Below are 22601 nucleotides of genomic sequence, written 5' to 3' on the forward strand. Positions count from 1 at the left end.
TGACGGCGGGCCGAACTATCGGTTTCCCTCGGCGTCGGCGCCCGGTTCGGCGTCTGCCGGCGCAGTAGCACGAGGCTCGGCCTCGTCCTGCTCGTCCTGCTCGTCCGCGCGGGACTCGGCGGGCGTCGGCGTGACATCGGTCCGTCCGCCGGCATCGGGCGTGCCGACCGACCGACCGACCGGTGAGTTGCGGCGCACCACGAAGTACGCGACCGCACACACGAATACGATCGCTGCGGTGAACACGTTGATCCGGATACCGAACACGTGCGTCGCGTGGTCGTCGCGCAGCAACTCCACGACGAAGCGGCCCGCGCAGTAGCCGGCGACATACAGCGCGAACAGCCGGCCACCGCGGATGCGGAAGCGGCGGTCGACCACCACGACGGCGATCACGATCAGCAGGTCCCACACCATCTCGTACAGGAACGTCGGCTGCACCACCGAGAGCAGCACACCGTCGCTGCGGCCGTCCAGCACGCTGGGGCCGCGCTCCCCTGCGGCGTTGACCCGCTCGAATATCTCGAGCCCCCACGGCAGGCGCGTCAGGTTCCCGTACAACTCCTGGTTGAAGTAGTTGCCCATCCGCCCGATCGCCTGCGCCAGCAGGATGCACGGCGCGATCGCGTCGCCGAAGTCGCCGAGCGAGATCCCCTTCTGTCGGCAACCGATCCAGGCGCCCACCGCGCCCAGGGCCACCGCACCCCAGATCCCGAGGCCGCCGTCCCAGATCTTCAGCGCCGCCACGAAGCCGCGGCCGTGCGCGCCGAAGTAGGTGGTGAAGTCGGTGCACAGGTGGTAGAGCCGCCCGCCGACGAGGCCGAACGGGACCGCCCACACCGCCACATCCACCACGTCGCCCGGCCGGCCGCCGCGGGCGATCCAGCGGCGGTCGCCCCACCAGCAGGCGACCACGATGCCGACGATGATGCACAGCGCATACGCGCGGATCGGCAGCGGACCGAGGTGCCAGACGCCCTGCGGTGGGCTGGGGAAGCTCGCGATCATCACGGGCCACACCCTACTTGCGCACGCTGGGGACACGCCCGCTCACGCTCGGGTGCCTGTTGCACCGGCATCCTACGATCGGCGGATGACCGCCCGGAGCGCCCCCGATGTCGTCGTGCTCGGGCTCGGCCCGGCCGGCCGCGCGTTCGCGCACCGGGCGGCGGCGGCGGGCATGCGGGTGCGCGCATTCGACCCCGACCCCGGTCGACGGTGGCGGCAGACGTTCGGGCTGTGGGCGGACGAGGTGCCGAGCTGGCTTCCATCCGAGGTCGTCGCGGCGCGCTCGCGGCCGGACGTCATCGCCCACACTCGCCGCGAGCTGGGCCGCGAGTATCTGGTCCTCGACACCCCCGCGCTGCAGGGCGGGCTCACGCTCGACCGTGTGGAGGTACGCACGCAGCAGGCGGGCCGATCCGGGCACGGCACGGCGTTCGTCCTGGACGCCCGGGGCGGCGCACCGAGCTCCGGCCGCCCGCGGCAGACCGCCGCGGGCGTCGTCGTGCCGCGCGGAACCCATCCGGAGCTGTGGATGGATTGGCGTCCTGTTCCCGGGGTCGCGGCCGAGGCGCCCGCATCCTTCCTGTACGCGGTCCCGGTGTCGGCCGACGCGCTCCTGCTCGAGGAGACCTGCCTGGCCGGGGCGCCGCCGGTCCCCGTCGGCGCCCTCGAACGGCGGCTGCGGGCGCGCCTGGTCGACCGCGGCGTGGTCGCCGGCGCGGTGGACGAGCGGGTCGACTTCGCCCTGACCACCCCGGGGCGACGACGCGGCCGGGGCTGGGCCGGGGCCGGCGTGCGGGGCACGACATTGCACCCGGCGACCGGGTACTCGCTGGCCGCGTCGCTAGCCCTCGCCGACGACGGTGTCACGCGCGTGCTGTCCGGCGCATCACCGGTCACCCGGGCTGATATCACCGCGCACCGCCTCCGTCTGATCGGGCTGCGCGCTCTCCTCGCGCTCACCGCCGACCAGCAGCGCGACTTCTTCGAGCTGTTCTTCGGCCTGCCGGACAGCCACGTCCGGGCGTTCCTGTCGGCGCGCAGCGGCGCCTCGGCGACGGCAGCCTCGATGGCGGCGACATTCGCCGCCGCCCCGCCCGGGATCCGGCGCACGCTCGCCCACGCCGCACGGCCCGGGTGCGTGGGAACGGGGCGCCCCGGGAGATAGGCGGACCTTACCGCGGGGCACATGGTGAACATTGGCAAAATCCGCCTGGAGACGCACTTTTCGACGCATGTCGGATGTGATCTACACCGATTCCGATCTACACCAATACTGTCTATGCAACACACAGGAGGTCCGCAAGTGACGCTGGAGCCCACCCCGCAGCGGCGCATGTCGGCGCCCGCTGCCGCGGGATGGGCGATGCTGACCGTCACCATCGCGGTCGCCGCCACCTCGATCGTCCTATCGTCGGTGCGGCTCGCGCAGGGGCTCACCTGGGCGGTCGCCGGGGTCACAGCGGTCATCGCGACCGACGCGGTGCTGTTCCGCGCCGCGGCGGCCGCGGACCGAGTCCGGATCGCTGCGACGGCGACCGCGGTCGTGGTCTCGGTGGCGGGCGGCTTCTGGACCTGGCGGGAGTACTGCGCGCCCTGGCTGGCCGCAGCGAGCCAGATCACGACCGCGCTGAGTCACGTGGTGCTCGCAGTGAGCGCCGCGACCTGGCTGCGTACAGCAGGACGTGAGTCGGGTCTGCGAGCGACCCGCCGGATGCTCACGCTGTGGCTGGGCATCGCGGCCGTGCACAGCGTCGCCGTGATCGGCACCGCCGCCGCGGGCCGCGCGGAGTCGCCTGTGTCGGCTGTGACCCGCCTGGCCCTCGACGGTGCACTGCTGGTGCCGATCATCGGTGTGCTGTTCCGCTCGACCCGCCCGCACCGCGCGGCGGCGATGATGGTGTACGCGTTCGGACTCATGACGGCCGCCGCCGCGCACCGCTTCGTCCTGTCGCTCGGAAGCGCCCCGCCTCCGGCCCTACTGCCGGCGGCCACTGCGTCCGCCATGGTGCTGTTCCCCTGCGCCTATCTCGTGGCCCGGAGCCGGGCTGGGCGGTCGGGGGCGGACGCCACCCTCGCCACGGCCGTCGACGCGGCGGTGAACAAGACGCCCTACCGCATCCTCGGCATGGCGCTGGTGTGCGTCATCGTGGTCGCGATCCCGATCGACACGGCCCCCTCCGGCGACCGCGGCGACGGCGTCCGGATCGTGGTGTTGATCGTGCTGCTCGTCATGGTGATGCTCTGGATGGACCGCATGGTGCGGGCGCTGAGCCGTTCGACCCTCGCCTCGATCGACGATGCACAGCACGACGCGGAGAGCGGCCTGCCCAACCTGGTCGGGTTGCACGCGGACATTCAGGCCGGTGTCTGCGACGATGCCCGCTCGGTGACGATGGTCCGGGTCGACGGCCTCGACGCCGTCACTGCGACCTACGGGCACGAGGTCCGCGCGATGCTCACCGCTCAGCTGGCCGACCGCCTGCGGTCGGCGGGCCTGAGCCGCGTGCGGCTCTACCGCACCGACCGCCACACCTTCGTCATCGTCTCCCCCGCCTCCGCGTGCGAGGTCCAGCGGTCGGTCGGCACGACGCTGGCCGCGCTCGGCGACCCGTACCATGTGGCGGGGTTCACGCTCCTGATCGAGACCTGGCTCGGCACCGCGGGCGGCGTCGTGACCGCCGACACGATCGACCGGCTGGTCCGGGACGCGGAGTCCGCCACCCTCGCGGCGCAGCGGTCGGGGACGCGCGTGGAGATGTTCGACGCGGGTGCGCGGGCGGAGCTCGACCGCGACATGCGGGTCGCGGCCGGGCTGCGCAGTAGCGCAACCGACGGGTCGCTGGAGCTGTGGTATCAGCCCATCATCGAGCTGGCCACCGGGCGCGCCGCGGCATACGAGGCGCTACTGCGCTGGCGCTTCGACGGCGAGCTACGCACTCCGGCGTACTTCCTCGACATCGCCGAACGCACCGGCGAGATCGTCGAGATCGGCGACTGGGTGCTCGACACCGCAGTCGCACACCTGGCGAAGATCCGGGCGGTCGACGCGGTGGCCGTGTCGGTGAACGTGTCCGCGCGGCAGCTGCAGGCCCCCGGCTTCGCGGACCGCGTGTTGGCCGTCCTCGACGCGCACGCCGTGCCAGCGTCGGCACTGTGGCTCGAGCTCACCGAGACCGCCCTGATCTCCGACGTCGACCACGCGCAGCGGGTCCTGCGGCCGCTCGCCGACCGCGGCGTGCGGGTCACCCTCGACGACTTCGGTGTGGGCTACTCCGCGCTGTCCAACCTGAGCGACTTCCCGATCGGCATCCTGAAGATCGATCGGTCGTTCACCGCGTACGCCGCACAGTCGGCGCCCGAGTCTGCCAAGCGGCGCGTCGTCATCGGGGCGGTCGTAGCGATGGCCCGACAGCTCCGTATCGACGTGGTCATGGAGGGCGTCGAGACCGGCGACGTCGACGCCCGGGTCCGGGAGCTCGGCGTCCGGTACGGACAGGGCTGGCACTACGGCGTGCCCGAGCCGCCTGCCGCGTCCGGCGGAGCCCTGGCCCGCTGAGTCGGTAGTCGGCGCCGGCCCGGCACCGTCATTCTGCTGAACCGCCGATGTGCGCCCGCGAACCCGACTACAGTTCTGCGGCGTCTGCCATCCCCCGACGCCGAAGGACCCCGATGGCCTCCGATTCAGGTCTCGCCGCGGCGGGCCCAGCAATTCTCTCCCTGGTCGGCCGGCAGGCCCGCCGGCTGCTCCCCCGCCTGCGCGTGGGCGATCTCGACGATCGTGACCCGGACGCCATCCGCGAACTGCTGCCCGGGCTGTGGCTGGCCGTCAGCGCGTGGTTCCGGCCCGATGTGCGGGGCCTGCATCACATCCCCGCGGAGGGCGCGGCCCTGATCGTCGGCAACCACACGGGCGGGATCATGTCGCCCGAGGTGATGATCAGCCAGCTCGCGATCACGTCCTACTTCGGCGTGGAGCGGCCGTTCTACCAACTCGCCCATCGGATGGTGCTCAACTCGCCGCTGGCGCCGATCCTGCGCCGGTTCGGCACGGTCGAGGCCGACCCGGACAACGGGCACGCGGTGCTCTCCAGCGGCGGCCTGCTGCAGGTGTTCCCCGGCGGCGACTACGAGAACTACCGCCCGTCGCGGCAGTCCGGGGTGGTCGACTTCGGTGGACGTAAGGGCTTCCTGCGGCTCGCGTTGGGGCACGATGTACCGATCGTCCCGCAGGTCACCATCGGGGGCCAGGAGACGGCACTGTTCCTGGCGCGCGGCGACAAGCTGGCCCAGTTGCTGGGCCTGGACCGCATCATGCGGATCAAGGTGCTGCCGCTGGTGCTGTCCGCGCCGTTCGGCGTGACGCTGCCGTTCGCACCGTTCGTGCCGCTGCCCGCGAAGATCACCATCGCCTACCTGCCGCCCATCGACCTGCGCGCCCGCTACGGCGAGGACCCCGACCTCGACCAGGTGTACGACGACGTGGTCGCCGAGATGCAGGACGTACTCACCGCCCTCGAGGCCGAACGGAAGCTGCCGGTGATCGGATGAAGATCGAGCATCATGAGGTGTTCGCCGCCCCGATAGAGGACGTGTGGGCCACGTGCGCCGATCCCACGGCGCTGGCGCGGTTCGGCGGCTCGCAGATCGAGGTGACGCCCGAGCAGCCCGGCCGCACGCCGGAGCGCAACGCACGCTACCGCGTGCTGGTGCGGGTGGGCGGCGCGCTGGTCGGCGGCGACGTCATCATCACCGAGATGTCGGAGCCGCGCGAGATCGCCTGGTCCGGGGTGACGGGCGTGTCCCACCGGGTCCGGCTGCGGCTGCGGCCCGTGCCCGGCGGAACGGCCGTGACACTGCGGTTCAGCTACGACGCGCCGGGCATCTTCGGTGCGATCGCCGATATCGCGGCATACCCGGGCCTATGGGGGCTGATGCGCGATGCGCTCACCGGAATGAGGCTCGAGGTCGAGGGCGACGGTGCCCGGCGGCCGGGGAAGGGACTGCCCCAACGCATCGCAGATGAAGCGGTGAACGCATCACTGCTGGCACGCGCGGGGATCATCGCGCCGATGCGGCCGGACCGGGCGGTGCGGATCGCGTTCGCGGCCCGCAACTGGGGACTGACGCCGGCGGCGCTGGTCGCGGTCGGCGAGGCCCGCCATCCCGGCCGGCCGGCCGTGATCGACGAGGACGGCAGCCTGACCTACGCCGAGCTGGATCGTCGGTCCAGCGCGATCGGCGCGGGGCTGCGGAGCCTCGGTGTCGCGGAGGGCGACGCCATCGCCCTGCTCGCGCGCAACCATCGCGGTTTCGTGCTGGCGATGGCGGCCGCAGCCAAGCTGGGCTGCGACCTGCTGCTGCTCAACACGGGGTTCTCTGGCCCGCAGATCACCGACGTGTGCCGCCGGGAGCAGCCCACCGCCATCGTCTACGACGCAGAGTTCGCCGACCTGATCGACCAGGCCGCGACCAACCGACGGCGGGTGCTCGCGGACGGCTCCGCCGACCCGGCGGCCGACCTGCCCTCGCTCGCCTCCCTTGCGGCGGTGTACGACGGTGCCGCGCCGGCCACCCCGGGCCGCGCGGGCAAGGTGATCATCCTGACGTCCGGCACCACCGGTACCCCCAAGGGCGCGAGCCGCGGCGCGGTGTCGGCCGGAGGCGGCGGCCCCACGCTGGAGGCGCCGGCGGCCCTGCTCGAGCGCATCCCCCTGCAGGCGGGCATGCCGATCGGACTGGCGGCGCCGATGTTCCATGCCTGGGGGCTGTCCAACCTGCTGCTCGGGCTGGCACTCGGCGCCACCGTCGTATGCGTCCGGCGGTTCGATCCCGAGGCGTGGCTGGCGGCGATCGCCGAGCACCGGATCGAGGCCCTCGCGGTGGTGCCCGTGATGCTGTCACGGATCGTCGACCTGCCGGGCGAGGTGCGCGGACGGTACGACACGTCGTCGCTGACCGTGGTCGCCGCATCGGGGTCGGCCCTGCCGGGTGACCTGTCGGACCGGTGGATGGACGAGTTCGGCGACAACCTCTACAACCTGTACGGATCCACCGAGGTCGCGTACGCGACCATCGCGAGACCGTCGGACATGCGCCGCGCCCCCGGCACCGCCGGCCGGCCGACGCGAGGCACCACCGTCAAGCTGTTCGACGACGCCGGGATCGAGGTGCGGCAGGGGGAGGTGGGGCGCATCTTCGTCGGCAATTCGCAACTGTTCGAGGGCTATTCGGGCGGTGGTGACAAGCAACGCCGGCACGGGCTGATGGCGACCGGCGACGTGGGCCGGTTCGACGCGGCCGGGCGGCTGTTCGTGGTCGGCCGGGACGACGACATGATCGTGTCCGGTGGCGAGAACGTCTTCCCCAAGGAGGTCGAGGACACGATCAGCGGGCATCCGGCGGTCGCCGAGGTCGCCGCGATCGGCGTGGACGACGACCAGTTCGGGCAGCGCCTGCGCGCGTTCGTCGTACTCCGCCCCGGTATGACGGTGCCGGCCGACGAACTCAAGGTGCTGGTCAAGGGCGAGCTCGCCGGTTACAAGGTGCCGCGCGACATCGTGTTCCTGGATGCGTTGCCGCGCAACGCGACCGGGAAGGTGCTGCGCCGCGAACTCGCAGAGCAGTAGGGGCCGCACGCGCCATCGGCACGGTCCGACGTGACGACGAGCGGCCGACGGCCGCCAGGACCCGCCGACGGCATCCCCGCCCGGTGAGCCCTATCCAGACGTTGCTGCAGCGGTCAGAAGCTCTGTGCATACCGCGCGGCCAGCTCACCCCGGGTGCGGACGCCGAGCTTGCCGTAGATGCGGGTCAGGTGGAACTGCACCGTCTTCGGCGAGAGGTACAGCTCCTGTGCCACCTCCCGGTTGGTCCGTCCCGCTGCGACGAGCCGGGCGACGTTCCACTCGTGCGGGGTCAGTTCACCCAGGCGCCCGGCCGGGCCCGCCTGCTCCCCCAGCTCCCGTGCGGACCGGTCCCCGAACGCCCGGGCGTCGAGCGATTCGAAACCTGCTCGCGCCGAGGACAACTGGACGTCAGCGTCGCGGCGTCGGCCCGCCCTGCGCAGCAGCATACCCAGGTCCAGCTGGAGTCGGCTGCGGAGCGCGGGCAGTGGCAGCCCGGCGATATCGGCGAGCGCGACCTCGACTGCGGCGATGCCACCGTCGGGATCTGCGACGGCCGTCAGCATCCCGGTCGCGGCGGCGACCCGCGCAGCCCCCACCGACGACCGGCATTCCGGGATATGCGCAGCGAGATCCCTTGCCGCATCGACATGCCCGATCACCAGCAGTTGCCGGACGGCCTGGTGGTGCCACGGCCAGAAGTCGGGCGAGACGGCGAGCGCGGCCGGGTCCCGGACGAGGGCCTCGAAGGCCGCAGCGGAATGCTCCCGCTCACCTGCCGCCTCGGCCGCAGCCGCCTCGGCGCACGCCGCCGGGATCCGTTGCGAAAGGTACCCTTCCGCACCGCGTCGCGCTCCCTCGGCGTGCCGCCGGGCGGCGACGGTGTCACCGCGGTACGCATGCACCTCGGCGGCGGTCCAATGCGCCAGTGGCGCACACAGACTGATGCCCGTCCGGTCGGCGAGGTCGATCGCCGCCTCGGCCGACGCGAGCGCGTCGTCCCACTCGCCGAGTTCGAACTGGGCCCGCGCGAGCCACCCGTACGCCCACAGCGAGACGCGATGCGAGCCGCCCGATCCGCGCCCCTCCCGCGCCCGTGCCAGAGCATGCCGAGCCCGCTCCGGGTGCCCCATCCCGAGCTCGATCCACCCCACCCCGAGTAACGCCCGCTGCTCCACCGCCACAGGCCGATCCGTCTCCCGCAGTGCCGATTCCACAGATTCCAGGGCCGCCTCCGGGTCCCCGGACGCGGCGTAGCCGAGCCCGATGAAGGCCCGCGCCTCGACCGCGGGCGGCGCGTCGCCACCCAGGTCGATGGCGCGCTGTGCCCACTCCACCAGGGCGGCGCCCTCCCACCTGGCCAGAGCGTCCAGCGCGATCCGGTGGCACAGCGCCGCCGCATGCACCGGGTCATGCCGCGGGTTCACCGCGCGCCACGCGCCACGCAGCCGGCTTGCAGCCTCGTCGGGCCGCCCGGACTGGATCGCCACATAGCCGAGCGCGCCGTCCCGCTGCGGGCTCGCGTCCATCGCCTCGACGCGCGGCGCGAGGTCGGCGGCCGCCACGAGGTCTCCCGCACCCGCGAACGCGTCGACCGCCGCGGTCAGCAGATCCCGGGCGCGCTCCCGTTCGCTCGCCAGGCCGCTGGCCAGCTCCCACTGCCGCGCGGCCGCACCCCACTCCCCGGACCGCGCGAGATCCTCTGCGTCGAAGGCGAGTTCCGATGCGAGCTCGGGATCCGGTCCGCCGGTGGCCAGCGCCAGGTGGGTCAGCCGCGCGTGCCGGTCGCCGACGGTGGCCGCGCGCGCGTGCAAGTAACGCCGCTCGCCCGCACTCGTCGCAGCCACGATCGCGTCGCCTGTCACCGGGGCCGGTGGCGCGAGATACGCCACGCCACCGATCCGCCCGAACCACACCAACCCGCGCCGCGCCAACCGATCGACGAGGTCCACGCTCACAACACATCCCGCGACCGCACCGGCCTGCAGCTCGGTGCACCGCCCGAGCACCGCGACCGCTCGCGCCACCGTCGCATCGGATTCCGTCGCCCGCCCGGCCGCCACCTCGCGCAAAGCATCAGCGACGCGGAACGCCTCACGCGCCGGCACGGCGTGCGCGTCGAGGCGGCCGGTGCGCGCCGCATCGTCGAGCAGCGCCAGGCACTGCGGGACGAGTCCTGCCGCCCGCTCGCGCAGCCGGATCGCGTCGGTGCGCGGCAGATCCAGCCCCCGGGCCGACGCGAGCGCCAGCACCTCGTCGGCCGTGAACCGATCGACGGCCTCCACGTGCTGCACGCCCAGGGCTGCGCCACCGTCCGCCAGTAGCGGCGACCGCGGGGCCTCGGCCATCCTGCGCACCAGAACGACGATGCCGTCCGCACGGTGCGCGCCTTCGGCGAGCCGGCGCAGCAGGGCGTCCGAGCCCCGCTGCGCATCCAGGACGACGACGGTGCCGGATGCCAGCGCCGCGGCGAGCGCCGCCTCGCCCGGCTCGTCCCAGTCGAGCACCTGCACCGTCGCCGCGTCCGGGTAGGCGAGCGCCGCGAGTTCCCGTGCGCCGGCGCCCGTCTGGTCGGCGACCACGACCAGGCGGCACTGGCGGATGCGCGCGACGCTGACAGGTTCCACCCCGTCAACCTAGCCCGAGGGGGGTGCTGCCGGCGCCGCCCTCGCCGTGGCGGGTGACCTCGGCATCCGCATCGGAGCCGACATGGCCACTGACGACGCGACGCACATCAGGACACTGGGCCAGGGGCTCGAGGTATCGGCGATCGGGCTGGGCGCCATGGGTGTGTCGCGGAGCTATGGTCCCGATCCTGGTGACCGGGACGACACGATCGCGATGCTCCGCCGTCGACCTCGGCGGTGAACTTCTTCGACACCGCCGACACCCGAACCTCATGAGTCGACGGTGCCATCCGCGCCACGATTCCCCGCTTCTCCGAGGAGAACCGCGCCGTCGACGCAGCCCTGGGTCGTCCCGATCCCCGGCACCCGCCGCACCGCCCGCATCGAAGAGAACGCCCGCGCCACCGGCGTCCCACTCTCGGCGGACGAACTCGCCGATCTCGAGTCGCTGGCCGCGTCGGCGTGCGCGGCGACCGCTACAACGCGACGCCGATAGGCCTCGTGAACGCTGAGGCCGCTCTACCATCACTCGCGCACACGATCGAACGCCGTAACTCAGCGCCGAACCGTTGCGCCGCATCTCTCCTGTTCAGACGGGAACTGATTCGAACACAAATACCATAAATGGTTGCACTGTTCGATATATGGGTGTAATGTAGATCACATGGACACACTCACACACCTCGACCCGGGCCTGCTGCCCGGGGACCTCGCCGCGGTCGGTGACCGCGCCGGGGCAGGGGATGTGCTGCGCGCGCACGTGATCGCGGAGAACCAGGCCTGGGCGGAGCGGGTCGTCGCGCTGTACGTGTTCTTCGAGGAGTGCTACGCCCGGCACGAGCGACGGATCCTCGCCGACGGCGGCGACCTCGGGCAGCGGCTCGCCCTGTCACGGCAGGAACGCTACGCCTATACCGCCATCGCCGCCCGACTGCGGGTCACCACCGGCGCCGCCCGCGGCAAGATCGACGAAGCCGTCGGACTGATCGAACGGCTACCCAAGACGTTCGCGTACATCGCCGCAGGCGGGATGCCCACCTACCGAGCACGCGACGTGCTGCTGCGGTCCCGCACTCTGAACGATGAGCAGACGCGCGCGTTCGACACCCGTCTGGCGGACGAGCTGGGCCGGTCAGAGGCGATCGTCTCGCAGACCGAGCTGATCCGCATCTGCGACGCACTCGTCATCGCGATCGACCCCGACGCCGCGGAGCAGCAGCACGAGTATGCGAAGAACGACCGGCACGTGGACTTCCGGGCGGAGTTGGACGGGATGGCACGGATGTTCGCCGTGCTGACCGCCAGTGAGGCACGCAAGATGCACACCCGGCTCGAGCAGATCGCCAACACCGTCTGCCCGCAGGACTCGCGTAGCAAGCGGGCGCGGATGGCCGACGCCCTCTCCGCGGTGTTCGACGGCTACGCCACCCTCGCCTGCGACTGCCCTGCCGCCGACTGCCCCAACCGGGAACGCCGCCGCGGGGTGGGTTCGCAATTGAAGACGGCGATCGAGGTGCTCGTGGTCGCCAACGCCTCCACGCTCGCGGGGCTCGACGACGATCCCGCCTACCTCCCCGGCCACGGGGTGATCACCGCCGCCCACGCCCGGGATCTCGCCGCCCGCGACGAAGCCCGCCTCCGCGGTGTGGAGATCCCCGACTACGACTTCACCGCTGGTGAAGCCGAATTCACCACCACGACAATAGAGGACTGCGCCGACGACCCAGCACAGGACAGCGCAGCCGAGGCCCACGTCGAGGACGAGACCAGGCACGAGACCCCCGCCGAGAAGGACACCCCAAGCGGCGCCCACGGTGAGACCGCCCCGCAGCAGGCCGACGTCGCGGCAACCGACACCACCCAACCCCCAGCACCGGACGCGACCGAGGGCGCGGACGGCGACGTCGCCCACACGCACCGCGCAGACCAGACCCACACAGACGACACCGAGCCGGAGGGCGCCGAAGCAGACAGCGCCGAAGCAGACGACGAGGACCGAGAGAACGCCGGCCAGGACGGCTCCATCCCAGCCGCATACCGGCCCAATACCGCGCTCGCGCGGTACATCCGCGTCCTCTTCCCCACCTGCTGCTTCCCCTCCTGCGACCGGCCCGCGCAGTTCTGCGAACTCGACCACCGCATCCCCTACAACCACACCGATCCCACCGCCGGCGGGCAGACCGACGCCCGAAACATGCAGCCGCTCTGCAAATTCCACCACCAGGCCAAGACCGAAGGCCTGTGGAGCTGCACCCGACGCCCCGACGGCGCCATCGTCTGGACCGATGCCGACGGCGCCCAATTCGTGTGCAACCCGTCCACGACGATCCTGCGGCTGTTCCCCGACCTCGCCCCACACAAGGCCGAGTTCGCCTTCGCCACCCACGGCCCCACCATCACCGGCCCCGACACCACCCGACGCGAACGCGCCGAGAACGCCCGCAAGCGCCGCCTCGCCGAAAACCGCCGCATCCTGCGTCAACTCGAGCAAGAACTCGAGAGCCGCGACGACGACCACGACGGCGAACCCTCACCAGACCCCGACCTGCCCTACCACCTCCGGGACACCGGACCACCACCGTTCTGACCTGGCCACCCTCGCGGCCGGCGTCCAAGGGCTGGCGCCCTCCGACGTCCACTGCCGAGGCGTGAACCACCCCGTAGTCCGGGCGCGCCGTCACCGGTGATCATCACCTCCACGAGCGGCTGCGTACTCGCAGTGCTCGGCGCCTGTCGGTCCGCTGCGAGCCCGGTCACGCGCACGGGATGCTCGCCGAAGCCGAACTCCATCGACAGCGGGCCGGCGGTCCATGAGAAGGTCCATGAGAATCTGTGCGCGGTCGGCGCAGGGGTGCTGGTGATCGTCCGCGGCGACGCGGCCATGTCCACATCGAGTGCGCTCATCACTCTCCTTACATCTATGAACACGCTGGTCGACGGTGGAGTACGCCTCGGAGACACCGTGATCTCTGTCCTGCGTGACATCGTCACCGACCGTCCCCAGATCACGGTCGGCATCCGCCCTGAGGACCTGATCGCTGCCGATCACGGCATCACCATCCAGGTGGACATCGTCGAAGATTCGGATCCGACGCCTATGCCTACGGCCGCGCGCAAGCCGGTGACCAGGAGCCGCCTTTCGTCGCCCGCGTCGATTGGCGGACACCTCCCGCCGTCGGGAGCCAGATCACGCTAGCGCCCAGTTCCCCGGCCGCCGTCCACCTCTTCGACACCGCCACGGGCGCCCGATTGACGCCCGATTGAACTGACAGCCGATCACCCCAGGTCCCCACCGGCCACCGGCAGGACGCTGCCCGTGATGTAGGTGGCCTCGTCGCTGGCGAGGAAGCAGATCGCCGCGGCCTGCTCGTCCAACGTCCCGTACCGGTGCATCAGCGACGACTCCAGCGTCTGGTCGATGTGCGCCTGGAACCACTCCTGCTCCCGCGCGGTCTGCGGTGCCGGCGTGCCACGCGAGATGCGTCGGGCGGGGGCGTCGGTACCGCCCGGCGCGGTGGCCACGACCCGCACACCGTAGTCGGCGTACTCGAGCGCCAGCGACGCAGTCAGCGCGTTCACGCCGCCCTTCGCCGCCGAGTACGGAATCCGGTGCACGCCACGGGTCGCCGCCGACGACACGTTGACGATCACCCCGCCCCCGCGGCGCACCATGGACGGCAACGCCGCGCGGCAGGCGAACAGCGTGGTGAGCAGCGAGCGGTTCACCTCCGCGACGATCTGCGCCTCGGTGAACTCGGTGAACGGCTTGAACGCGATCGCGCCGCCCACGTTGTTGACCAGCACGTCGATCCGCCCGAACCGCTCCACCGCCTGTGCTATCACATCCTGTGCGCCGGTGAGTGATTCGAGGTCGGCCACGGCGGGGAGAGCGAGCCGGTCTCCGTCGGATCCGGTCAACTCCCCCGCGAGCTCCCGGACCAGCTCGGAGCGGTCGGCCAGCACCAGTTCGCCACCCTCCGCGTGGATCCGGCGGGCGACGCGTTCGCCGATGCCCTGCGCGGCACCGGTGACCACCACGACCTTGCCGTCGAACCGGCCGGGGCTGATGAACGCCGGCCGGCGCGCCATGTCCTGCTCCCTCATCGCCCGCCGCGTGGTCTCCATCGACCGCTGCGCGTGTTCGGCGAACAACCGCCGCGCCTCGCCGCGGTCGCCCGCACCCAGGGCCGCGACGATGTCGAGGTGGTCCTGCGCACACAGCGGGTGGATCCACGTCGCCTTCGACAGCGTCGAATCCATGTGGTTCCTGACCCCGAGCCGCTGGTAGGCGCCGAGCAGGTGTTCGTTCCCGGTGAGCGTGAACAGGTAGTCGTGGAAGGCCGCGTTCGCCTCGGTGTATCCGGCGGCGTCGGTGAGGCGGTCCCCGTCGAGGTACGGCACCGTCGCCTCCGCGAGCAGGCGGTAGCCCGCCAGCTGCTGCGACGTCAGGCGTCCGACCACCAGCTCCAGCGCGCCCAGCTCGAGTGCCTCGCGCGCCTCGAACACCGCGTCGGACCTGCGGATGTCCGGATGTTCCTCGCCTATCTCGTACCGGTGCTCGAAACCCGACGCCTCCGCTGCGGCCACGACGAGCGGTGTGAGCTCCTCGTCCAGCGGCAGCAGCTCCTGGCCCGCGAGGCGGCGCGCGTCCGGGTTCTCGAGCAGCGTCCCGCCCGCCGGCACCGGGTACCCCGGGACGGTGAGCGGAGCGAGTTCCGCTGCCACGGTGTCGATCTCGACCGGCATCTCGGGCGCCGACGGTGCCGGCACAGCCACCTGGGCGGGCCGCGCGACTGCGGCAGCAACGACGGCGGCAGGAACGACCGGCTCAGCCTTCTTGGTCGGTCCAGCCTTCTTGGTCGGTCCAGCCTTCTCGGTCGGTCCAGCCTTCTTCACCGGCTCAGCAGGGAGGAACTTCTCGTAGTAGAAACCCGTGGGGGTCACCCCGCGCTCGGCGACCTCGGCGCGCACGGCCTCGACCATCGGCGGCGGCCCGCACAAGTATACCGCCACGTCACCGTCGTGCAGGTGGTCGCGCCGCAGCACATCGCCGACGTGGCCGCGCCGCGCAGTCGTCGCCGCATCGCTCACCACGTAGTCGAAGTCGAAGCCCGGCAACGCGTCCGCGAACTCGGCGAGGGTGTCCAGGTGCACGAGGTCGGTGTCCCGGCTGACCCCGTAGAGCAGGTGGACCGTCCGGTCCGGCTGCCGCGTGCGCATGGCCCGCAGCATCGACAGCATCGGCGCGAGGCCGGTGCCACCCGCGACGAGCAGCGCCGGCCGGTCGGTCTCGCGCATGAAGAACGACCCGAGCGGTCCGCGGAAGGTCACCCGGTCGCCGACGGTCGCGCGGTCGGTGAGCCACCGCGACATCACACCGCCGGGCGTCAGCTTGACCAGGAACTCGAGCACCACCTCGTCGGGGTGCGACGCGAACGAGTATGAGCGCTGCGCTTCGGCCCCGGACGCTGCCTCCGATTTCGTGCCCGGTACGGAGATGTTCACGTACTGCCCGGGCAGGAAGGCGAGCCGCTCCCTCTCGTCGGCCTCCAGCCGCAGCGCAACGGTGCTGGGTGAAAGTCGCTCGGCCCCGACGACGGTGGCGCCGAACTCACCGACCTGCGTCTTCGCGGCGGCGGAGGTGCTCGCGATCTGCAGAACCAGATCCGACTTCGGCGTCATCGAACACGGCAGGCAGTAGCCCTGCACCGCCTCGGCCGGCGAGAGCGCATCGTCGACGTAGGTGCCGCCGTCGAAATCGCCGGACTCACACAGCGCCTTGCACGTCCCGCACGCGCCGTCACGACAGTCGAGCGGGATGTTGATGCGCTGGCGGTATGACGCGTCGGCCACCGTCTGGCCCGGCTCGACGGTGATGAACCGAGTGATGCCGTCCTCGAAGGACAGCGCGACCTGGTAGGTCATCTCGAGCCCTCCTCAGACGTGGTAGATGTCCACCACGTGGTGGATGTAGTCGTTCTTGAGCACCACCGTCTTCTTGCGGAACACCGGCCGCTCGCCCGAGAAGTCGATGGTCGCGAACGTCGTGCCGTAGTACGGGTCGATGGTGTCGTAGCGGAAGTACATGGTGTGCCAGTTGAACCGCACGTCCACCAGATCGCCACGCCGCTCTATGCATTCGACGTTGGTGATGTTGTGGCTCGTGCGGGGCTCGGGCAGCGAGGTCGCGGACGAGCGCTCGGTGCGGATCCGGAACACGCGGTCGGCGAGGCCGGACTTGTCGGGGTAGTAGATGAGCGAGATCTCGGTCTGCGGGTCGCGGGTCAGCTGGTCGTCGTCGGCCCACGCCGGCATCCAGAACTCGCAGTCCTCGGCGTAGCACTCGAGCCACTTCTCGAACTCGCGGTCGTCGAGATGCCGCGCCTCGCGGTACAGGAACTGCTCGATGGCATGCTGGTCGATCGCGCTCCCCCCGCTCACCGTGTGCCCGGCGGCGGCTTGTGCGCTGTTGTTCTCGACGGTGGTCATCGCCCCGCCACCTCCGCATCAGCAGCCGCAACACGCGGCTCGCTCGCTCCGCTCCCGGCGCCGGCAACACGCGGCCCGCTCGCTCCGCTCCCGGCGCCGGCAACACGCGGCCCGCTCGCTCCGCTCCCGGCGCCGGCCTCAGCATCCGCCTCGGCCCGCCCACCCTCGATCAGCAGAGCCGCCTGCATCACCTGCTGCCAATACCCGTGCTGTGCGGGATACAACCCCTCGTCCTCATTCTTCACGCCGGCCGAGATCACGCCGTCCATGCCCAACCGCCGAGCGACCTCGTCCGGCCCCGTCAGCCAGTGCTCCGCACCGCGGCTCATGTCGTTCCACTTCGCGGCGGTCGCGAGGAACGTCTTCTGGCAGCTGCGGAACTCCTCGAGGTCATCGGGCGTCGCCATGCCGGACGCGTTGAAGAAGTCCTCGTACTGCCGGATCCGCCACGCGCGCGACTCGCGGGACTCCCCCTTCGGTGCGATGCAGTAGATGGTCACCTCGGTCTTGTCGACGGAGATGGGACGGAAGTGCCGGATCTGGGTGGAGAACTGGTCCATCAGGTACACGTTGGGGTATAGGCACAGGTTGCGGGAGCCGCGAACCATGAAGTCGCCCTTCGCCTCTCCGAACCTCTCCATGAGCAGGTCCAGCTTGTCCCACAGCGGGCGGTCCTGCGGGTTGCCGGTCCAGGTCCACAGGCACAGATGCCCGTTGGGGTACGACCAGTAGCCGCCGCCCGACTTGCCCCACTGCCCGGCGTCGACGGTCTTGGTGGTGTTGTGCGAGTCGCCGGTACCCCGCCGACTGGTGGTCGCCGCGTAGTTCCAGTGCGTGGCGGTCACGTGATAGCCGTCAGCGCCGTTCTCCGCCTGCACCTTCCAGTTGCCGTCGTAGGTATAGGTGGACGCACCGCGCAGCACCTCCAGCCCCTCCGGTGACTGGTCGACCAGCATGTCGATGACCTTCGTGGTGTCACCCAGGTGCTCCGCGAGCGGCAGCACGTCCGCGTTCACCGAGCCGAACAGGAAGCCGCGGTAGCTCTCGAAGCGCGCCACCTTCGTCAGGTCGTGGCTGCCGTGGGTGTCGAACTGGGGCGGGTACCCGGCACCGTCGGGATCCTTGACCTTGAGCAGCGTCCCGTCGTTGCGGAACGTCCAGCCGTGGAACGGACAGGTGAGCGTCTTGCGGTTGTCGGTCTTGCGGCGGCACAGCATCGCGCCGCGGTGCGCGCAGGCATTGATCAGGCAGTTCAGCTCGCCGTCCGCGCTCCGCGTGATCACGATCGGCTGCCGGCCGATGTAGGTGGTGAAGTAGTCGCCGGGCTCGGCCACCTGGCTCTCGTGCGCGAGGTACACCCAGTTGCCCTCGAAGATGTACCGCATCTCGAGCTCGAACAGCTCCTCGTCGGTGAAGATCCGGCGGTTCACGCGGTACAGGCCGTCGCCGGGCCGCTCGACGAGTGCCGCGTCGAGTTCCTTCTTCACGCGGGCGATCGTGTGGTCTGTCACGGTCATGGGCTGCTCCAGTTCGACGGGCTGATGTTGTGACTGGCATCACCGTGCCCCCGGGGCGGCAGCGAGCGCGCCGGGCATATCCCTAGTCGTCCACCAGGCGGTTATTGCGATCACACAGGTATCAATAGTGACTAAATGAGTCCTTGTCTGTCTGAATCCCCAGGCATAACGTGTTCGCTGAGAGGTGCATCACAGCACCGGCGGGCGGAGAGCACCGGCCGACCCGAGACCCCGAGGAGGCGGCGATGGAGCTGCGACACCTGCGTTACTTCCTCGCGGTGGCCCGTACCGAGCACTTCGGGCGCGCCGCCGAGCAGCTGCACGTGGCCGGTCCCCCACTGTCCCGGACCATCCGCCAACTCGAGGCCGAGGTGGGCACCGCCCTCTTCACGCGGACCACCCGGCAGGTCGAGCTCACCGACGCCGGTCGCCTGTTCGAACGCGAGACCCGCGCCCTGCTGGCCGGGCTCGACGATGCCGTCGCCCGAGCCCGTCTGGTCGGCGAGGGCGCCCTGGGCGTGCTGCGCGTCGGCTTCACCGGCTCCGCCAGCTACGGGGTACTGCCCGAGCTGGCGCGGCTGCTGCAGCGCGAGCTGCCGGGCGTCAGCCTCCAGATCCGCACCGAGATGCTCACCCCGGACCAGGCTTCCGCCCTGGTCGACGACCGACTCGACCTCGGTGTCCTGCGCCCACCCGTCGCGGTCGAGGGGATCGCGACCCGCACCCTGCACAGCGAGCCCCTCGTCCTCGCGCTCCCCGCCGGCCACCGCCTGGCCGGCGACCCCGCGGTCACCGTCGCCGACCTGGCGCACGAGGACTTCGTGACCTACCCGCCCGACACCGGCTCGGTCGTCGATGGTGCCGTGGTACGCACTTGCGCTGCATCGGGTTTCGCTCCTCACCGCGCATACCGGGTCGGAGAGACCGCCACCATGCTGGCGCTGGTCGCCGCCGGCCTGGGCGTCGCGCTCGTGCCGCGCAGCGCCACTGTCGTCAATCTGCCCGGCGCCGTGTTCACCGAACTACCCGATACGGAGTCCGTCGAGCTCGCGCTCGCCTGGCGCAGCGGTGACCGCTCGCCGCTCATCGCCGCGGTACTCGACGTACTCGACAGCCACCCCCTGCCGACCGAAGGACAAGCCGCATGAGCGACCTGACGATCACCCGCATCGAGGCGATACCCTACCGGATCCCCTACCGCAAGTCCCTGAAGTTCGCGTCCGGCGAGGTGAGCCATGCCGACCACGTCCTGGTCCGAGTACACACGGCGGGCGGCCTGACCGGATGCGCCGACGCCCCGCCGCGGCCGTTCACATACGGCGAGACGCAGCGCGGAATCGTCGCGGTGGTCGAGGATGTCTTCGCCGGGCAGGTGATCGGGCTGGACGCCACCGAGCGGGCCCGGCTGCACGCGCGACTGCACCGCACCATCGGCAATCCGGCCGCCAAATCCGCTGTGGACATGGCTGTCTGGGACCTCCTGGGCCAGGCCTGGGGACAACCGGTGACGCGGCTGCTGGGCGGCTACACCGACCGCATGCGGGTCTCGCACATGCTCGGCTTCGACACCCCGACGGCGATGGCGCAGGAGGCCTGCGCGATACGCGACACCTATGGCATCACCACGTTCAAGGTCAAGGTCGGCCGCCGACCGATCGAGCTCGACGTCGAGGTGGTGCGCGCCCTTCGGAACACCTTGGGCGACAAGGTGGAGCTGTACATCGACGGTAACCGCGGCTGGACCGCGTCGGAGTCGGCACGCGCGCTCGAGCAGTTGCGCGACGTGGGCCTCACCCTCGCGGAGGAGCTCAACCCCGCCGACGACGTGCTCGGCCGGCGCTGGCTCGTGAAGGGCTGCGCGGTCCCGTTCGTCGCCGACGAGTCGGCCACCACCCCCGCAGAGGTCACCCGCGAGCTGCTCGGCGGCTCGGCCACGGCCGTCTCGATCAAGACCGCCCGCACGGGATTCACGATCTCCGAGCAGGTCCTGGCCCTCGCCCAGGGGCTCGGCGTGGAGGTCGTCATGGGCAACCAGATCGACGGCCAGCTCGGCACGGCGTGCACGGTCGCCTTCGGTGCCGCCCACGAGCCCACCGTCGCCCGCGCCGGGGAGTTGTCCAACTTCCTGGACATGTCCGACGACCTGCTCACCGAGCCGCTGCGGATCACCGGCGGCGAGCTGGCGGCGCCCACGGCGCCGGGCATCGGCGTCACCGTCGACCCGGACAAGCTCGCGCGCTACCGGATCGACACCTGAGCCACCTCACCCGACCAGACACACCGATCCCGACAACCCCGACCCGAACCCACCGATGATGGAGGAGAACATCATGACCTCGACCGAGTTCGACGCCAAGGCCGCAGACTCCGGCGCCGGCGCCACCCAGCAGTTCCTCAACAAGCAGGGTGCGGCAGCCGACACCCCGCCCGAGCGGGTGTCGATGCTCGCCCGCGAGGTGCTCGGCGCCGTGCACGAGACGATCCGCAGGCACAACGTGACCTACCCCGAGTACGACGCGCTCAAGGCATGGCTGATCGGCGTGGGCCAGGACGGCGAGTGGCCGCTGTTCCTCGACGTGTGGGTCGAGCACGTCGTGGAGGAGGTGGCCAACGCGCATCACAAGGGCAACAAGGGCACGATCGAGGGCCCCTACTACGTGCCGGACGCTCCCGAGCTCGGCGCGACGGGCAGCCTCCCGATGCGCGCCGACGAGCCCGGGGTCCCGCTGCTGTTCAGCGGCCAGGTCCGCACGCTCGAGGGCACCCCGCTGGCGGGCGCCAAGATCGAGCTGTGGCAGGCCGACGCGCACGGCTTCTACTCGCAGTTCGCCCCCGGCCTGCCCGAGTGGAACCTGCGCGGCTGTTTCACGGCCGACGACGAGGGCCGGTTCGCGATCAGCACGATCCGCCCGGCGCCGTACATGATCCCGACCGACGGCGCATGCGGCAAGCTCGTGTCGGCGGCCGGCTGGCACCCGTGGCGCCCCGCCCACCTGCACCTGAAGGTCTCCGCCCCCGGCCATGACCTGCTCACCGCCCAGTTGTACTTCCCCGGCGACCCGCACAACGGCGACGACGTCGCCGACGCCGTGAAGCCGGAGCTGATCCTCTCGCCCCAGCCCGCCGTGGACGGCGACGGCGAGGTCGTGGTCTACGACTTCGTGCTCGATCCGAGCTCGGCGCCGGGAGCGCAGCGAGCGGGCCTGTCCAGCACTGAGGGCCGCTGATGCCGCTATACGCGGTCCGGATGGACGTCGCGATCCCGGACGGCGTCGACCCGTCCGTTCGGGACGAGACGATCGCCCGGGAGCGGGCCTACAGCCAGGAGCTTCAGCGCACCGGCGAGTGGAAGCACATCTGGCGGTGCGCCGGGCAGTACTCCAACATCTCGATCCTCGATGTGGCCGACAACGAAAGACTGCACGAGATCTTGTGGGGGCTACCGCTGTTCAAGTGGATGACAGTCGACGTGACTCCCCTCGCGAAGCACCCGTCCGACATACACTGAGACCTGCATCACCACGGTCGGCCCGCGCGTGACGCCCCATCCACGGGCGCACGCGTGGGCCGTCCGTGACCGAACAGAGCTGACAGGAGGCACGATGGGCGCACCACGCGTGGTCGACGACGTCGACGCGGCGGTCGAGGGTATCGCGGACGGGGCCACCGTCCTGGTCGGCGGATTCGGTCTCGCGGGCATGCCGTTCGACCTGATCGACGCCCTGATCCGGCAGGGGGCCACCGACCTGACCGTGGTCAGCAACAACGCCGGCAACGGCGATCACGGCCTCGCCGCACTGTTGGCCGCCGGCCGCGTGCGCAAGGTGATCTGCTCGTTCCCCCGGCAGTCCGACTCGTGGGTGTTCGACCGGCTGTACGGCGAGGGGCGGATCGACCTCGAGGTGGTGCCGCAGGGGAACCTCGCGGAACGCATGCGGGCCGCGGGCGCCGGGATCGGCGCGTTCTTCTGCCCCACCGGCGTCGGCACACCGCTCGCCGAGGGCAAGGAGACGCGCGAGATCGACGGCCGCACATACGTTCTCGAGTACCCGATCCGCGGCGATGTGGCGCTGATCGCCGCCGACCGCGCCGACGGGATGGGCAACCTCACGTACCGCAAGACCGCGCGCAACTTCGGCCCGGTGATGGCCTCCGCCGCCCATCGCACGATCGTCCAGGTGGACAAGCTGGTGGAGACCGGCAGCATCGACCCGGAGATCGTGGTGACCCCCGGCATCTACATCGACACGATCGTCTGTGTGCCCACTCGGCGCATGGCTGTGGAGGGAGCACGATGAACGAGACCGTCCTGGGCACGCTGCGGGTCGCCGACGGCG

Annotated in this window: 17 protein-coding genes; 12 read left to right on the plus strand and 5 right to left on the minus strand. The window is 71.0% G+C overall.

What is annotated here, in order from left to right; all coding sequences use genetic code 11:
* Nucleotides 1-15: 15 nt before the first annotated feature.
* Complete coding sequence (lgt, locus tag ABD908_RS00155; protein ID WP_344989470.1) at nt 16-1008, minus strand: prolipoprotein diacylglyceryl transferase; 993 nt, start codon at nt 1006-1008, stop codon at nt 16-18.
* An 85-nt stretch (nt 1009-1093) separates the two neighbouring features.
* On the opposite strand from lgt, the gene ABD908_RS00160 reads away from it, so the two are divergent.
* From ABD908_RS00160 to ABD908_RS00175, 4 genes are all read left to right on the plus strand, one after another.
* Nucleotides 1094-2173 carry a lycopene cyclase family protein gene (locus tag ABD908_RS00160; protein ID WP_344989175.1) on the plus strand — a complete coding sequence of 360 codons (1080 nt, stop codon included), beginning with the start codon at nt 1094-1096 and terminating at the stop codon, nt 2171-2173.
* A gap of 138 nt (nt 2174-2311) precedes the next feature.
* The gene (locus tag ABD908_RS00165) at nt 2312-4564 is read left to right on the plus strand and encodes an EAL domain-containing protein (RefSeq protein WP_344989178.1); all 2253 of its coding nucleotides are present in this window, start codon (nt 2312-2314) and stop codon (nt 4562-4564) included.
* 113 nt (nt 4565-4677) lie between these two features.
* Nucleotides 4678-5556 (plus strand): 1-acyl-sn-glycerol-3-phosphate acyltransferase, encoded by an 879-nt coding sequence (locus ABD908_RS00170; RefSeq protein ID WP_344989181.1) that lies wholly within the window; start codon nt 4678-4680, stop codon nt 5554-5556.
* The gene (locus tag ABD908_RS00175; protein ID WP_344989185.1) at nt 5553-7634 is read left to right on the plus strand and encodes an AMP-binding protein; all 2082 of its coding nucleotides are present in this window, start codon (nt 5553-5555) and stop codon (nt 7632-7634) included. The genes ABD908_RS00170 and ABD908_RS00175 overlap by 4 nt, the downstream gene beginning before the upstream one ends.
* Before the next feature lie 113 nt (nt 7635-7747).
* Here the strand turns inward: ABD908_RS00175 and ABD908_RS00180 are convergent, their stop codons facing one another.
* Nucleotides 7748-10258 (minus strand): helix-turn-helix transcriptional regulator, encoded by a 2511-nt coding sequence (locus ABD908_RS00180; RefSeq protein ID WP_344989188.1) that lies wholly within the window; start codon nt 10256-10258, stop codon nt 7748-7750.
* Between the two features lie 82 nt (nt 10259-10340).
* Here ABD908_RS00180 and ABD908_RS00185 point away from each other — a divergent pair, with 82 nt between their 5' ends.
* The 3 genes from ABD908_RS00185 (at nt 10341) to ABD908_RS00195 (ending at nt 13454) form a co-directional block, all read left to right on the plus strand.
* Complete coding sequence (locus ABD908_RS00185) at nt 10341-10499, plus strand: hypothetical protein (RefSeq protein ID WP_344989191.1); 159 nt, start codon at nt 10341-10343, stop codon at nt 10497-10499.
* A 423-nt stretch (nt 10500-10922) separates the two neighbouring features.
* Nucleotides 10923-12845 carry a DUF222 domain-containing protein gene (locus ABD908_RS00190; RefSeq protein WP_344989193.1) on the plus strand — a complete coding sequence of 641 codons (1923 nt, stop codon included), beginning with the start codon at nt 10923-10925 and terminating at the stop codon, nt 12843-12845.
* Between the two features lie 333 nt (nt 12846-13178).
* A complete protein-coding gene (locus ABD908_RS00195) occupies nt 13179-13454 on the plus strand; it encodes a hypothetical protein (RefSeq protein ID WP_344989196.1) in 276 nt (91 codons plus the stop codon).
* An 80-nt stretch (nt 13455-13534) separates the two neighbouring features.
* On the opposite strand, the gene benC is transcribed toward ABD908_RS00195, so the two are convergent.
* The 3 genes from benC to benA are packed head-to-tail and all read right to left on the minus strand — an operon-like array spanning nt 13535 to nt 18264.
* Nucleotides 13535-16183, minus strand: coding sequence for a benzoate 1,2-dioxygenase electron transfer component BenC (gene benC, locus ABD908_RS00200; RefSeq protein ID WP_344989199.1), 2649 nt, complete (start codon nt 16181-16183; stop codon nt 13535-13537).
* A 12-nt stretch (nt 16184-16195) separates the two neighbouring features.
* Nucleotides 16196-16747, minus strand: coding sequence for a benzoate 1,2-dioxygenase small subunit (gene benB, locus ABD908_RS00205; protein ID WP_344989202.1), 552 nt, complete (start codon nt 16745-16747; stop codon nt 16196-16198).
* Nucleotides 16744-18264: a benzoate 1,2-dioxygenase large subunit gene (gene benA, locus ABD908_RS00210; protein WP_344989205.1), complete on the minus strand. Its 1521-nt coding sequence runs from the start codon at nt 18262-18264 to the stop codon at nt 16744-16746. Before benA ends, benB begins: the two co-directional genes overlap by 4 nt.
* Before the next feature lie 245 nt (nt 18265-18509).
* Here benA and ABD908_RS00215 point away from each other — a divergent pair, with 245 nt between their 5' ends.
* From ABD908_RS00215 to ABD908_RS00235, 5 genes are all read left to right on the plus strand, one after another.
* Nucleotides 18510-19412, plus strand: a complete 903-nt coding sequence (locus ABD908_RS00215; protein WP_344989208.1) for a LysR family transcriptional regulator — start codon at nt 18510-18512, stop codon at nt 19410-19412.
* Between the two features lie 5 nt (nt 19413-19417).
* Nucleotides 19418-20521 (plus strand): mandelate racemase/muconate lactonizing enzyme family protein, encoded by a 1104-nt coding sequence (locus ABD908_RS00220; RefSeq protein ID WP_344989473.1) that lies wholly within the window; start codon nt 19418-19420, stop codon nt 20519-20521.
* 73 nt (nt 20522-20594) lie between these two features.
* The gene (catA, locus tag ABD908_RS00225) at nt 20595-21491 is read left to right on the plus strand and encodes a catechol 1,2-dioxygenase (protein WP_344989211.1); all 897 of its coding nucleotides are present in this window, start codon (nt 20595-20597) and stop codon (nt 21489-21491) included.
* Nucleotides 21491-21772, plus strand: coding sequence for a muconolactone Delta-isomerase (catC, locus tag ABD908_RS00230; RefSeq protein WP_344989214.1), 282 nt, complete (start codon nt 21491-21493; stop codon nt 21770-21772). The genes catA and catC overlap by 1 nt, the downstream gene beginning before the upstream one ends.
* 94 nt (nt 21773-21866) lie before the next feature.
* On the plus strand, nt 21867-22562 hold the full coding sequence (locus ABD908_RS00235; protein WP_344989217.1) for a 3-oxoacid CoA-transferase subunit A: 696 nt from the start codon (nt 21867-21869) through the stop codon (nt 22560-22562).
* The last annotated feature ends 39 nt before the right edge of the window (nt 22563-22601 follow it).

The sequence above is a fragment of the Tsukamurella soli genome (genome assembly GCF_039541155.1).
GTDB lineage: Bacteria > Actinomycetota > Actinomycetes > Mycobacteriales > Mycobacteriaceae > Tsukamurella > Tsukamurella soli.